The organism is Nocardioides sp. ChNu-153, assembly GCF_030466625.1.
Classification (GTDB): Bacteria; Actinomycetota; Actinomycetes; order Propionibacteriales; family Nocardioidaceae; genus Nocardioides.
The window spans coordinates 459640-473147 of the sequence record NZ_JADEVT010000001.1; the positions used below are offsets into that span (position 1 = coordinate 459640).

General features: G+C 73.8%; 15 protein-coding genes and 1 riboswitch. Of the genes, 7 read left to right on the forward strand and 8 right to left on the reverse strand.

What is annotated here, in order from left to right; genetic code table 11:
* Nucleotides 1–153 precede the first annotated feature (153 nt).
* The 5 genes from INN71_RS02240 to INN71_RS02260 form a co-directional block, all read right to left on the reverse strand.
* Nucleotides 154–357 (reverse strand): hypothetical protein, encoded by a 204-nt coding sequence (locus INN71_RS02240; protein ID WP_277500211.1) that lies wholly within the window; start codon nt 355–357, stop codon nt 154–156.
* Between the two features lie 397 nt (nt 358–754).
* Nucleotides 755–1183: a hypothetical protein gene (locus tag INN71_RS02245; protein WP_277500212.1), complete on the reverse strand. Its 429-nt coding sequence runs from the start codon at nt 1181–1183 to the stop codon at nt 755–757.
* Between the two features lie 138 nt (nt 1184–1321).
* A complete protein-coding gene (locus INN71_RS02250; RefSeq protein ID WP_277500213.1) occupies nt 1322–2098 on the reverse strand; it encodes an exodeoxyribonuclease III in 777 nt (258 codons plus the stop codon).
* A 9-nt stretch (nt 2099–2107) separates the two neighbouring features.
* Nucleotides 2108–3781, reverse strand: coding sequence for a PH domain-containing protein (locus tag INN71_RS02255; protein WP_301799382.1), 1674 nt, complete (start codon nt 3779–3781; stop codon nt 2108–2110).
* A complete protein-coding gene (locus INN71_RS02260; protein ID WP_277500215.1) occupies nt 3778–4314 on the reverse strand; it encodes a PH domain-containing protein in 537 nt (178 codons plus the stop codon). Before INN71_RS02260 ends, INN71_RS02255 begins: the two co-directional genes overlap by 4 nt.
* 80 nt (nt 4315–4394) lie before the next feature.
* On the opposite strand from INN71_RS02260, the gene ychF reads away from it, so the two are divergent.
* Nucleotides 4395–5471 (forward strand): redox-regulated ATPase YchF, encoded by a 1077-nt coding sequence (gene ychF / locus INN71_RS02265; RefSeq protein WP_301799384.1) that lies wholly within the window; start codon nt 4395–4397, stop codon nt 5469–5471.
* 75 nt (nt 5472–5546) lie between these two features.
* On the opposite strand, the gene INN71_RS02270 is transcribed toward ychF, so the two are convergent.
* On the reverse strand, nt 5547–5684 hold the full coding sequence (locus INN71_RS02270) for a hypothetical protein (RefSeq protein WP_301799385.1): 138 nt from the start codon (nt 5682–5684) through the stop codon (nt 5547–5549).
* A 134-nt stretch (nt 5685–5818) separates the two neighbouring features.
* On the opposite strand from INN71_RS02270, the gene INN71_RS02275 reads away from it, so the two are divergent.
* On the forward strand, nt 5819–7312 hold the full coding sequence (locus tag INN71_RS02275) for a serine/threonine-protein kinase (protein WP_301799386.1): 1494 nt from the start codon (nt 5819–5821) through the stop codon (nt 7310–7312).
* 200 nt (nt 7313–7512) lie between these two features.
* On the opposite strand, the gene INN71_RS02280 is transcribed toward INN71_RS02275, so the two are convergent.
* On the reverse strand, nt 7513–7707 hold the full coding sequence (locus tag INN71_RS02280) for a hypothetical protein (protein WP_301799387.1): 195 nt from the start codon (nt 7705–7707) through the stop codon (nt 7513–7515).
* A 90-nt stretch (nt 7708–7797) separates the two neighbouring features.
* Nucleotides 7798–7980: riboswitch (cobalamin riboswitch) on the forward strand.
* A 133-nt stretch (nt 7981–8113) separates the two neighbouring features.
* Here INN71_RS02280 and INN71_RS02285 point away from each other — a divergent pair.
* Genes INN71_RS02285 through INN71_RS02295 form a run of 3 tightly spaced genes read left to right on the forward strand, consistent with a single transcriptional unit; the run spans nt 8114 to nt 11060 of the window.
* Entirely contained in the window at nt 8114–9133 is a 1020-nt protein-coding gene (locus tag INN71_RS02285; protein WP_301799689.1) for an iron ABC transporter permease, read from the forward strand.
* Entirely contained in the window at nt 9130–9987 is an 858-nt protein-coding gene (locus INN71_RS02290; RefSeq protein ID WP_277500220.1) for an ABC transporter ATP-binding protein, read from the forward strand. The genes INN71_RS02285 and INN71_RS02290 overlap by 4 nt, the downstream gene beginning before the upstream one ends.
* Entirely contained in the window at nt 9984–11060 is a 1077-nt protein-coding gene (locus tag INN71_RS02295) for an ABC transporter substrate-binding protein (protein ID WP_277500221.1), read from the forward strand. Before INN71_RS02290 ends, INN71_RS02295 begins: the two co-directional genes overlap by 4 nt.
* Nucleotides 11061–11136: 76 nt before the next feature.
* Here the strand turns inward: INN71_RS02295 and INN71_RS02300 are convergent, their stop codons facing one another.
* On the reverse strand, nt 11137–12090 hold the full coding sequence (locus INN71_RS02300) for a TIGR01777 family oxidoreductase (RefSeq protein WP_277500222.1): 954 nt from the start codon (nt 12088–12090) through the stop codon (nt 11137–11139).
* A gap of 285 nt (nt 12091–12375) precedes the next feature.
* Between INN71_RS02300 and INN71_RS02305 the strand changes: the two genes are divergently transcribed.
* The gene (locus INN71_RS02305; RefSeq protein ID WP_277500223.1) at nt 12376–12882 is read left to right on the forward strand and encodes a hypothetical protein; all 507 of its coding nucleotides are present in this window, start codon (nt 12376–12378) and stop codon (nt 12880–12882) included.
* Nucleotides 12883–12916: 34 nt separating this feature from the next.
* Nucleotides 12917–13504: a dienelactone hydrolase family protein gene (locus INN71_RS02310; RefSeq protein ID WP_277500224.1), complete on the forward strand. Its 588-nt coding sequence runs from the start codon at nt 12917–12919 to the stop codon at nt 13502–13504.
* Nucleotides 13505–13508: the final 4 nt, after the last annotated feature.

Below are 13508 nucleotides of genomic sequence, written 5' to 3' on the forward strand. Positions count from 1 at the left end.
GCGTTGCAGCGCTGAGGTTTCCCCGCCTGGGCGCTGCCCGCCCGGACGGCGGCCGGGGGAGTGCGTGGATTCAGTCGGCGGGCGGGGCCGTGGCTGAATCTGCGCACGCGGACGCTGCGCGCTCGGGGTCCCTGCGGTGGAGGCCGCGGGCGGTCAGGAGGTCCGGTTCCTGCCGAGGTACCGGAGCAGCGCGAAGGCGAGCACTGCGTACACGACCACAGCGAGGGCCACCACAGGAAGGAACGACCAGTCCGGCAGGTCGAACAACCTCGGGAGCGTGGACGCGGCGAGGATGAACAGCACGTTGAACGCGGCAAAGACGTCGTTGCGGCGGTCGGGGTGGTGGTCAGTCGTCACGGTCCACTCCCGCCGCCACCCGACGGGACCTCTTCGACCGGAGGAAGACGATCTGGACGAGGACCGCAGCCGCTCCGGTCAACGGCATCACGATCGTGACCTTGAGCCACCAGTGAACGTCTGGCCCACTGAACAGCACCAATGCTGAGGAAGCCGGTGGTGAGGCCGAAGAAGAGTCCCCACTGCTCGTCGGTGGACATCGGCTCCCGCCGCGCGGGGCGTCTCCACCTCTCCCGACCGCGGACGGTGGCGACGGAGTAGCCGAACAGGCAGCCGACAGCCACGCACGACGTCTGACCCGCTGTGCGGTGGGTGGTGGAGACGTCGTCGACCAAGAAGCCCGCCACGAAAATGACGGCAGCGCCGGTCGCGACCACGACGGGCATGAGAAGCGCTGTCACGGCGTCCCGCGGGGGTCGTGCTCGAGCGGACGGCTGGGCGCGTCTGGGCCTGCGACGACCTGGTGCCGGCTCAGGCGCAGGACGGTCTTGTCGATGACGAACATGACAGCGCCACCCACGGGAAATAGGACGAGGACGCCGAACCAGTAAGGGAGGTCGAGACCGATCCAGACGGCCAGGACGACGGCTGCGATGGCGGCACCCGAGACGGCCGCGGCGACTCTGCCCCGGGCGCTGGTGGGCGCGCCCGCGACGGTGGTGATGCTGGCCCGCCCGCGAGGGGTGAGGAGGTGGTACGCGCAGAGCGTCACGGTGGCGAGCAGGAGCAGCCCCGCTGCGACTCGATCCAGCGTGGCATCGTCGCCGTCGAAGATGTAGAGCGACGTGCTCGTCGACACGCTGATCAGCAGGGCCGTGAGGCTCACGGCCGCTCGTCACCGGTGAGTGCCACAACCGTCAACCTAGCGAAAGTGCGCCGCCCTGTACCCAGAGTGCTCGCGACAGCCGCCCGTGGCTGGTGGGCCTGGGCGTGTGGTCGTGTCTCCGCCAGGCTGCGCGGCTCCTCAGTCCAGGTCCACCACGACGGGGGCGTGGTCGGACGCACCCTTGCCGGCGCGCTCCTCGCGGTCGATGAAGGCCCCCGTCACGCGGTCGGCGAAGCTCGGCGAGCCGACGACGAAGTCGATGCGCAGGCCGCGGTTCCGCTCGTACCGCTGCCGGTAGTAGTCCCAGTACGTGTAGACGTCCGGCCCCGGCGTGTGCGGCCGCACGACGTCGACCCAGCCGTCGTCGAGGAACGCCTGGAAGGCGGCGCGCTCGCGCGGCGTCACGTGCGTCGACGTCGCGAACTGCTTCATGTCGAACACGTCCTCGTCCCGCGGCGCGATGTTCCAGTCGCCCACGAGCGCGGTCGGGGTGTCCGCCCAGGCGCCGGCGGCCTCGCGCAGGCGGGCGAGCCAGTCGAGCTTGTAGACGTAGTGCGGGTCGTCGACCTTGCGCCCGTTGGGCACGTAGAGCGACCACACGCGCACCCCGCCGCAGACCGCGCCGATCGCCCGCGCCTCCGGCTCGACGGGCTCGCCCCAGCCCGGCATGCCGGGGAACCCGACCTCGACCTCCTCGAGGCCGACGCGGCTGATGATCGCCACGCCGTTCCACTGGCTGGTGCCGGCCGCGGCCACCTCGTAGCCGCGCGCCTGCAGGCCCATCAGCGGCAGCTGGTCGACCCGCGCCTTCGTCTCCTGCAGCGCCAGCACGTCGACGTCGTGCCGCTCGAGGAAGGCCTCGACGCGGTCGATGCGGGAGCGGAGGGAGTTGACGTTCCAGGTCGCGATGCGCACCGCTCGAGGCTACGTGGCCCGTGCGGGGGCGGCGCGGAACGGGGTCAGCAGGCCCGGCGTCGCGGCGTCGGCCAGGCGCAGCCCGACGCCGAGGTCGACGTCGCGCACGCGCACGGACTCCCCGCCGGCCGCGGTGGTCGCCACCAGGTCGGCCAGACCCGTACGACGCTGGAAGAACGACTGCTCGACCACCCAGCCGATGACGCCTTCGGCCTCGAGCACGGTGCGGGTGCGCGCGAACGCGCCGCTGCCGGCCACGAGGTGCCGCGGCCGCCCGTCGAGCGTCGTGAGGGCGTGGCCGAGGTTGCGGTACGACGACTCCGCCCCCGCGACGCCGAGCACCGCGAAGAACACGACGACCGGCACGGGCGCCCAGCCGGGCGTGCCGTCGACCAGGAGCGCGGCGAGGGCTGCCGTGCCAAAGATCAGCGTCGACCACTGCCAGCGCACGTGGGCGCGACGACGAGCACCCGGGCCGTGCTGCACGAGGGGGGTGGTGAGGGGAGCGGCGGCCGCCGCGTCGGGGCCCAGCACGTCGTGACCGACGGCGACCGCCACGTCGAGGGGGCAGGAGGGCAGCACCTTGGTGGTGCCGTTCTCGACCCCGGTGGCGAGCGTCGACAGCTCGGCGCCGTCCGCAAACCGCATCAGGGCGGGCTCGACGAGCTCGACGCCGCGCACGCGCCGCTCCTCCACGGTGACGGAGCGCGTCGTGAGCAGGCCGGCGCGCAGGTGGAGCGAGGTGTCGCCGGGCCGGCGCCCACCGGGCTCGCGCACGAGGCGGAAGCCGGCCCACTGCACGACGTACCCCGTCAGCGAGATCACCAGCCACAGCACCAGCAGCACGACGGCGACCACGAGCAGCAGCAGCGGCAGGAACTGCCGGCCCAGCCAGTCCCACAGCGCCGAGGCGTGCTCGGTGTCGAAGATCGGCAGGTCGTCGAAGAACTGCGAGCCGGCACCGAACGCGCCGGCCACGATCGCGAGCCGCGCGAGGCTCAGCGGGGCGAAGCGCAGCCACGACCATCGCAGCGTCGCGAGCACCTGCTCCGCACCGGGACCCGGCACGCCGACGGGGGCGCCCGGCACGGCCTCCGGCGGGTACGGCGACGCGTCCGCCGCCGCCTCGCCCCCACCGACGGCGGGGGTCGGGGCCGGCCCCGCGCCCTCCGCGGTCCGGGGCAGCAGCGCGACCTGCAGACGGTGGGCCTCCGGTGCGGTCACGACGTCCAGGGTGATGCGGCTGTCGTCGACGCCGGTGCCGATCTCGACCTTCGTCACGCCGAGCACGCGGTGCAGCAGCGACGCGGTCTGGTCGACGCTGCGCACCCGGTCGAGCGGCGCCGTCTGGTTGGTGCGGTTGAGCAGGCCGCGGCGGACCTCGAAGTGGGTGGCGGTCTGGCGGTAGTACGTCGTCAGCCACGGGATCGCGCCCAGCACGCACGCGGCCACGACGGCGATCGGCACGAAGAGCAGCGCCCACGGGCCCATCTGCGTGCCGATGCCGATGAAGCCGAGCAGCAGCGGGAAGGCGAACTGCCCCAGCACGCGCACCGGGCCGATGACGAGCATCCGCTTGTCGAGGCGCGTCCAGCCGTCGTCCGGGTCGACCGGCCGGTCGACCGGCCGGTCGTACGGCGGGGGGTGCGGCGGGGCGTACGGCGGGGGGTGCGGCTCGCTCACGTCGCGTCGTCCCGGGTGGCGGAGGTGATGGCCGTGAGGTCGGCGACGAGCTCGCGGGCCAGCTGTTCGTCGAGGCACTCGATGCTGATCGGGCCGGCCGCCGACGCGGTGGTGACGGTCAGCGACCTCAGGCGGAACATGCGTTGGATCGGCCCCTGCGAGGAGTCGACCGTCTGCACGCGCGACAGCGGGGCCACCCGCTCGTCGATGCTCAGCCAGCCGCTGCGGGTGTGGACGGCGTCGCCGGTGACCTCCCACCGGTGGATGCGGTAGCGCAGCGGCGGCATGACGACGACCTCGACGAGAAGCACCACGACGGACGCGACGAGGAGCAGCGTGAACCACCACGGCCGCTCGCCCCACAGCACCCAGGCCACCGCCAGGCCGATCACCGGGAGCGACGTCGCCAGCGCCGCGGTGAGCCGCCAGTAGCCGCGGGCGCGCGGCGACACCTGGTGCGCCGGGAGGCGCAGGGCGACGGGGGTCGGGTCCGCGGGCGGATCCTGCCGGGGCGGCGACGTCGGGGTGCTCACGGAGCGAGCCTCCCACGCCGCACCGACGGGGCGGCCGCAGATGTGAGCGGCGGGTGCGGCGCGCCGTACACTCGCGCCCCGTGGCTCTCACCATCGGCATCGTCGGTCTCCCCAACGCAGGCAAGTCGACGCTCTTCAACGCGTTGACGAAGAACGACGTGCTCGCGGCGAACTACCCGTTCGCCACGATCGAGCCCAACGTCGGCGTCGTGGGCGTGCCCGACGAGCGCCTCGCGGTGCTCGCGGAGATCTTCGGCTCGGCCAAGGTGCTGCCCGCGACCGTCGAGTTCGTCGACATCGCCGGCATCGTCCGCGGCGCGAGCGAGGGCGAGGGCCTGGGCAACAAGTTCCTCTCCCACATCCGCGAGTCGGCCGCGATCTGCCAGGTCACGCGTGTCTTCCGCGACGAGGACGTCACCCACGTCGACGGCGAGGTCAACCCCGCCAACGACATCTCGACCATCCAGACCGAGCTGATCCTGGCCGACCTGCAGACGGTGGAGAAGGCGATCCCGCGCCTGGAGAAGGAGGCGCGGGCCAAGAAGGAGCTGGCCGCCACCCTCGCCGCGGCCAAGGAGGCGCTGGGCCACCTCGAGGCCGGTACGCCGATCATCGCCACCGCGGTCGACCGCGAGCTCGTGCGCGAGCTGTCGCTGCTGACCGCCAAGCCGTTCATCTACGTCTTCAACTGCGACGCCGACGAGCTCGCCGACGAGGAGCTCAAGCAGAAGATGCGCGACCTGGTCGCGCCCAGCGAGGCGATCTTCCTCGACGCGAAGTTCGAGGCCGAGCTGGTCGAGCTGGGCGACGACGACGAGGCCCGCGAGATGCTGGCCGAGACGGGCGTCGACGAGCCCGGCCTCGACGTGCTCGCCCGCGTCAGTTTCGACACCCTCGGCCTGCAGACCTACCTGACCGCCGGCCCCAAGGAGACGCGGGCCTGGACGATCAAGAAGGGCTCGACCGCCCCCGAGGCCGCCGGCGTCATCCACACCGACTTCCAGCGCGGCTTCATCAAGGCCGAGATCGTCTCGTTCGACGACCTCGTCGCCGCGGGCTCGATGCAGAAGGCCAAGGAGGCCGGCAAGGTCCGCATGGAGGGCAAGGACTACGTCATGGCCGACGGCGACGTGGTGGAGTTCCGCTTCAACGTGTGAGCCGCGCAGCGGCAGACGCCCTGCCACCCACGCCCGCCGTCGGTGACCATCGGCCGCCGACGACGAGCGTGGGTGTCAGAGCTTCGGGCGCGAGCGTCGGTTCTTCGCCGACGCCACCGCCTTCTTGATCTTGGCCTGGTTGTGCGGCTTGCGGGCCTCGTCGTACAGCTTCTTGCCGATCCCGATCACAGCGGCGCTCCTCAACAGCTTCATGGAGGTTCGGTACCCACCGCCCGCTGGCTCACCCGCCGTGGGAGCGTGGTCGGCGCGCCCGGTGGGTAACGGGTGCGGAGCGCGACGACCCCAGCAGGGCCACGACGAGCCAGCCGATCCGGAGGAGGAGCCGCATGCCGCCGCAGATCATCGCCGGCCGCTACCGCATCGAGCGGGAGATCGGACGCGGGGGGATGGGCAGCGTCTGGCTGTGCCACGACGAGGTCCTCGGCCGGGCGGTAGCCGCCAAGCAGGTCGGCAAGCTGCCGGGCGAGTCGACGCCCGACATGGCCCGCGCGATGCGGGAGGCGCGCTCGCTCGCGGCGCTCAACCACCGCAACGTCGTGTCGGTGTACGACGCCATCCAGGACGGCGACCACATCTGGATGGTGATGGAGTACGTCGCGGGCCGGACCCTCTCGCAGATCGTCGCCGAGGAGGGTCCGTTGTCGCCGGCGCGCGTCGCCCGGATCGGCGCGCAGGTCGCCGACGGTCTGGTGGCCGCCCACCACCGCGGCACGGTGCACCGCGACGTGAAGCCCGGCAACATCCTGGTCACCGAGGACGACGTCGCGAAGATCTCCGACTTCGGCATCGCCCGCACCTCCGGGGACGACCAGCTGACGCGCTCCGACATCGTCGTCGGGAGCCCGGCGTTCTTCTCGCCCGAGCTGGCCCGCGGTGAGGAGCCCAGCCGGGCCGCCGACGTCTGGGCGCTCGGGGCCACGCTGTACACGGCGGTGGAGGGCGCTCCGCCGTACCCCGAGCAGGGCAACGCCATCGCGCTGCTCGCCACGATCGCCACGCAGCGCCCGCCGCAGCCGCAGCGGGCAGGCGTCCTCGGCGACGTCCTCGCCCGGATGATGGACCCCGACCCGGTGTCCCGCTGGTCGATGGACGACGCCGCCCACGCCCTGCGCCGCGTCGCGGCGCGGCACGGCTCCGGGGAGGCGCTGCCGCGCTCGGGAGCGTTCCTGGGCCCGACCACGCCGGCGTCGCCGGCCGAACCGGTCGCCGTACCCGTCGCCACGCAGACGCGCCCGGCACCACCCCCGCCCGTGGCGCCGGACCCGGTCGACGACCGCGCCCGCCGGCGCTGGCCGCTCGTGGCCGCTCTCGCGCTCCTCGCCGTGCTCGGCGGCGTCGCCTTCCTCGTGTGGGGCCAGGGCGACGACGACCAGCAGAGCGCCGACGACCGCACGAGCACCACCCCCACCCGCGAGGCCCCGGCGAGCACCGCCACCGAGGACGAGCCGGCGAGCCCGGAGCCCAGCGCCTCGACCTCCGAGCCCGCGCCCACGACGACCACCCCCGCGCCCGACGACGAGGCCGGCCGTGCTGCGTTCGTCGAGTCCTACTACGGGGCGCTGCCCGGCGACACCGCGATGGCGTGGGCGATGCTCGGCAGCGACTTCCAGGCCGAGGTCGGCAGCCTCGACGACTACGAGGGCTTCTGGGCGACGATCGACGCCGTGTCGGTCGACGACGTCCAGCCGGCGGGCGAGGACGCGGTCGACGTGTCCCTCACCTACACCACCGACGGGTCGTCGCAGAGCGAGGTCCGTCGGCTCTACCTGGAGCCCACGGACGGCGGCTACCTGATCGTCGACGACGAGGTCACCGGCTGACGGGCGGCCGGGTCGGGTACCTGCCCCGGTCCACGCCTACCCCCGGAGGCCCCCGTGTTCCTGTTCTTCAGCAACCGCCTCGGTTGCTTCGGCTCGATCCTGCTCTCGCTGGCGCTCACCGCGCTGCTCGTCCTGGTGCTGGTCGTCCTCTGACCCGTCCGACGTGACCCACCGGGCCGGTACGGCGCTCGCCGTACCGCTCAGCCGCCCGCCGCGTGCCACCACCGCGGGGGCGCGTCCACGAGGTACCACGCCACCCACGTGACGGGGAACAGCGCGCCGGCCGCCGCCGCGCGCACCCGTCCCGCACCGCGCCGCCGACTGCCGAGCGCGGTGAGGACGACGAGCGCGAGCGGCAGTGCCGTCAGCGCCGCAGCCACCCAGACGAGCTCCATGCCGAGCAGTGTGGCCCAGGCGCGGCCGCCGCGCACCCCCCTGCTCGCCGGGCGCTGAGACCGCGGGCCCCGCGCGCGGCGCCCCCGTGCTACGTTCGCGGGCGAGTCGATCGCATCCGAACGGATGCCAGGGAACACCGGTGGGAATCCGGGACTGGCGCGCAGCGGTGAGGGAGACGGCGACACCAGGTGCCACTGGGGCGGGAGTCCTGGGAAGGCGGTGTCGTCGGACGATCCCGAGTCCGAAGACCTGTCGGCTCTCGTGTTCGACAGCGGGCCCTCGCGCACAGGGCCCCGGACCCGAGAGGCACCTCGCCGTGGACCCGTCACCCCGTCCTCGACCCACACCCGGCCCCACCCCGTGAGCCACGGGAAGCGGACCCGGACCGCGCGCCCCCGCCGGCGCCTGCCGTTCTGGCCGCTCGTCCTCGTGCTGGCCGCAGCCGGGCTCGCGAGCATCGTCGTGTCGCTGGCCTTCGGGTCCGAGGCCATCCCCGTCGGCGAGGTCGTGTCGGCGGTGACCGACCGCCTCGCCGGGCGCGAGCCGGGCCGCTGGGACGTGATCGTGTGGGAGCTGCGCCTGCCGCGGGCGCTGCTGGCCTTCATCGTGGGCGCCGGCCTGGCCGTGGCCGGCGCCGGCATGCAGACCCTGGTGCGCAACCCGCTGGCCGACCCGTACCTGCTGGGCATCAGCTCGGGGGCGTCCGTCGGCGCGACGGCGGTCATCACCATGGGGGTGCTCGGCGCGCTCGGCATCTACGCCATCTCCGTCGGCGCCCTGCTGGGCGCCCTCGTGGCCGCGCTCCTCGTGTGGCTGGTGGCGACCGCGCAGGGCGGCCTGACGCCGCTGCGCCTCGTGCTCTCCGGGGTCGTCCTCTCCTCGGGGCTGTCGGCGATCGCCTCGTTCCTCGTCTTCCTCAGCGACGACCCGCGCGCCGCCAACTCCGTCATGTTCTGGATGCTCGGCAGCGTCGGCGGCGCGACCTGGGAGAAGCTCGTGATCCCCGCCGTCGTCGTCGCGGTGGCGACCGTGGCCATGGTCGCGATCCACCGGTGGATGGACGCCCTCGCGGCCGGTCCCGAGACCGCGTCGGCGCTCGGCGTCAGCGTGGGCGGGCTGCGCACCACCCTCTTCGTGGGCCTCGCGGTGCTCGTCGGCGTGCTGGTCGCGGTGAGCGGCGGCATCGGCTTCGTGGGCCTCATCGTGCCCCACGCCGCCCGGCTGGTCGTCGGCGCGCAGCACCGCGTCGTGCTGCCGGTCGCGGCGCTCGGCGGCGGTCTGTTCCTGCTCTGGGTCGACGTGGTGGCCCGCCTCGCGGTGCGGCCCCAGGAGATCCCCCTGGGGGTCGTGACCGGGGTCGTCGGCGCGCCGCTCTTCCTGCTGCTCATGGGCCGGGGCCGCTACGAGTTCGGCGGCGGCCGGTGAGCGCCGGGAGCCCGTCGCAGGCGCCCCCCGACCTGGCGCTGCGCCTGCGCGGCGTCACGGCCCGTCTCGGCGGGCGGGAGGTCCTGCGCGACGTGGACCTCGACGTACCCCGGGGAGGCCGGCTCGGGATCGTCGGCGTCAACGGGGCCGGCAAGACTACCCTGCTGCGCGTGCTGGCCGGCGTGCTGCACCCCGGGGCGGGCGACGTGCTCATCGCCGACGCCGCCGGCCGGCTCGAGGACAGCCACGACGTGTCGACCCGGGAGCGGGCCCGCCGCCTGGCCTACGTGCCCCAGGAGGAGGTGGTCGCGGCCGAGCTGCTGGTCGGCGAGATGGTGGCGCTGGGCCGCGTCCCGCGCGCCCGGCCCTGGTCCCGCGGGGGTACGGCGGAGCGCGAGGTCGTGCTCGCCTCGCTGGCCGCCGTCGGCCTGGCCGACCGCGTCGACGACCCCTGCGACCAGCTCTCCGGCGGCGAGCGCCGCCGCGCGGTGCTGGCCCGCGGCCTGGCCCAGCAGTGCCCGGTCATGCTGCTCGACGAGCCCACCAACCACCTCGACGTCTCCTGGCAGCTGCGCCTGCTCGAGGTGCTGGCCGAGCGCGCCGAGACGCTCGTCGCCACCATCCACGACCTCGACCTGGCCCTGCGCTTCTTCGACGTCGTCGCCGTCGTCGGGTGGCCCGACCCCGACCGGCGGGGTGCCGGGCCCGCCGGCCTCGTCGCCGTCGGCCGTCCCGAGGACGTGCTGAGCGCCCCCAACGTCGCGGCCCACTTCGGGGTCGGGTCGACCCAGGTCGCCCACCCCCACCTCGACCAGTCCCACCTCCTCATCCACGCCCGGAAGGACCTCTCGTGAGCAGCAGCGCCCCCGCCCGCCTCGTCGGCCTCGTCTCGCTCGCCCTCGGCGCCTCCCTGCTCGCCGGCTGCGGGGCGGACGACCCCGGCTCGGCCGCCGCGGGCGGCATCACCGTGGAGAACTGCGGCGAGGACCTGACCGTCGCCGAGCCCGTCACCGAGCTCTACGCCTACGACGGCGGCATCATCTCGATCGCCCTCGCCGCGGGCGCGCGCGAGGAGCTCGTCGCCGTCACCGGCATGGCGCGGGACCAGGACGTGCTCGAGCTCGCCTACCCCGACGACCGTGTCGACGAGCTCGAGGTCGTCGGCGACCAGTTCCCGACGCTGGAGAACGTCCTCGCCGTCGACCCGCAGCTGATGTTCGCCGGGTGGGGCTACGGGTTCAGCGAGGCCCGCAACCTCGTGCCCGACATGGTCGAGGAGCACGACATCGCGACCTACCTGCTGAGCGAGACCTGCCAGCAGGACGACGGCGGCCGCGGCACGATGGACGCCTGGACGGCCCTGACGACCGACCTGCGCAACATCGGCGAGCTCACCGGCCACGCCGGGACCGCCGAGCAGGTGGTCGCCGACATCGAGGCCCGTCGTACCGCGCTGCAGGAGGCGCCGCAGCCCGCCGAGGCGCCGACGGCGTTCCTCTTCGACTCCGGCACCGACGCGATCTTCACCTCGGGCTCGTACGGCGGGCCCCAGGCCATCTTCGACGCCGCCGGCGTCACCAACGCCACGGCCGACGTCGACGACACCTGGACCGAGGTCGGCTGGGAGACGCTCGCCGCCGCCGACCCCGACGTCATCTTCTTCGTCGACTACCCGGGCCAGTCCTTCGAGGACAAGGTCGAGGTGCTGCGCTCCAACCCGGCGTCGCGCGACCTGGCGGCGGTGCGCGAGGAGCGCTTCGTGAACCTGCCCTACGCGCTGTGGGTCTCGAGCCCGCTCAACATCGACGCCGCCGAGTGGGTACGGCGGGCGGTCGAGCACTACGGGTTCGCCCCGGAGTCGGGCATCGAGCCGACCCTCGACATCACCGCGCTCGACGAGCTGACCGGGAACGAGTGGATCGGCTGACGCCGAGGCCCTCCCGTTCGTGCGGGGTCGCGGTGGCGGAGGGCGAGCCGTCGCCGGCCTGCTGTCGCAGGTGCGCTCAGCGCGACCGCACCTGCCGCACGAGGTCGGCGGCGGCCTCGGGCCACGACGGGTGCTCGAAGGTGAAGCCCGCCTCGAGCAGCCGCCCGGGCACGACGCGGCGGCTCTTGAGGAGCAGCTCCGTGTCGCTGCGCAGCGCGAACGCCCCGAGCGCGGCCATCCACCGCGTGGCCGGCAGGCCGGGGCGGTGGCCCCACTCCCGGCGCAGGGCGCGCATCAGCTCTCGCTGGGGGAGCGGCTCCGGGGCGGCGACGTTGACCGGCCCGTCGATGTCGTCGCGCTCGAGGAGCAGCAGGACGGCGCGGACGAGGTCGTCCTCGTGGATCCACGAGACGTACTGCCCGCCGCCCGCCACCGGCCCACCCACGCCGAGGCGCGCCATCCACAGCAGGTAGTCGAGGATGCCGCCGCGGTCGGGGCTCATCACGAGGGCGGTGCGCAGCGCCACGCGGCGGGTGGCGGGCGTCGCCGCCTCCGCCTGCGCCGCCTCCCAGCTCCGCGCGATCCGCACGCTGTACTCCCAGTACAGGGGTACGTCGGGCTCCTCGCCGCCGATGACGCCGTGGGTCTCGTCGTGGGCGGGGCCGCGCGTGTCGGCGTAGATCGTCGCGGTGCTCATCTGCAGCCACACCCGGGGCGGCCGTTCCGCCTGCGCGATCGCGGCGCCGACGACCCGGGTCGAGGTGACCCGCGAGTCCATCATCTGCCGCAGGTTGCGGTCGGTGTAGCGGCAGTTGACGGAGCGGCCGGCGAGGTTGACGACGGCGTCGACCCCGTCGAGCTCCTCGGCCCACGGGCCGACGGTGCGCCCGTCCCACACCACGTGCCGCACGCCCGGCTCGAGGGCCTCCGGACGCCGGCTGAGCACGACGACGTCGTGCCCCTCCGCCGCCAGCGCCCGCCGCAGGATGCCTCCGACCTGCCCGGTCCCGCCGGGTATCACGATCCTCATGGGCTGACCGTAGCGCAGAACTGAACGCGTTCAAATAGGCGGCGGGCCTAGGACGCGACAGGATGCCCCGGTGACCGGACCAGAGCACCCGAGCGCTGTCGACATGGCGGGCCCACCAGCGCCGTGAGATCCCTCCTCGAACGGCTGCGCGGCTGTAGGTCGGGCTCGTTCCGGGAGCCCGCGGACTCCGGAGACGCCCGGGCCCTGAGCGCCGCCTGGGCGGCGGCGTGGCCGGGACACGCGCCCGACGCGTGGGAGGTCCGGGCGCTGCCAGGCGCCCACCACGTGCGGCTCGACGGACTGGCCGACGGCCGGCTGCCGCACGGTGACGCGGACGACGCCGACGTGGTGGACCTCTACCTCCGGCTCGTCCGGCGGCTGCGCAAGCTGCACGAGGACGAGCCCCTCGTGATCGTCGGGCACGAGTACGGGCGACGCAACATCATGGCTGGCCACTTCCGGAGGGCGTTCCCCGAGGCATGGCCCTGGCGGACCGACCGTCCGTACGGGGGCGTGCAGCGCGGCGGTGAGCCCATCACGTACTTCTGGGTCGTGGGTCCCGGGGTAGAGGCCGGTGAGCTGCGCCGTCTGCTGCGGGAGATCGTCCGCGACGAGGCGCTCACGGTCGTCCTGGCCCCGTCGTCCTTCACGTGGCTGTTCTACCCCTTCGGGCAGGCGGGCGACCTCGCCGTCGTCGACCGTTGGCGCTTCGACCTCGTGCTCGCCGAGTTCGAGGCGTGGGTGTGCCACCACGACGACGTCCCGGACGACGGGTTCCCGCCCGGCGCCTAGGGTGGCCGCCGTACCCCCAGCCGAGGAGGCAGCCATGGCCACCGTCGTCCTGTTCCACCACGCCCAGGGCCTGACGGACGGCGTCCTCGGGTTCGCCGAGCGCCTCCGCGAGGCCGGCCACGAGGTCCACACCCCCGACCTCTTCGACGGGCGCACGTTCGACACGGTCGTCGACGGGGTCAACCACGTCGCCGACATCGGCTTCCCGGCGATGCTGCAGCGCGGGGCGGCCGCGGTCGGCCACCTCCCGACCGAGCTCGTGTACGCCGGGTTCTCCCTCGGCGTGCTGCCCGCGCAGATGCTCGCGCAGGGTCGTACGGGCGCCCGAGGTGCGCTGCTCCTCGAGGCCTGCGTGCCGCCCAGCGAGTTCGGCGACCGCTGGCCCGACGAGGTCCCGGTGCAGGTGCACGGCATGACCGAGGACCCGTACTTCGCGGGCGAGGGCGACCTCGATGTCGCCCGGGCGCTCACCGCGCAGGTCGAGGGCGGCGAGCTGTTCCTCTACCCCGGGGACGCGCACCTGTTCGCCGACCCGACGCTGCCGTCGTACGACGAGGAGGCCGCCGGCCTGCTCATCGACCGCGTCCTGGCCTTCCTGGAGCGGGTGGACGCCCGGGCCTGAGCCA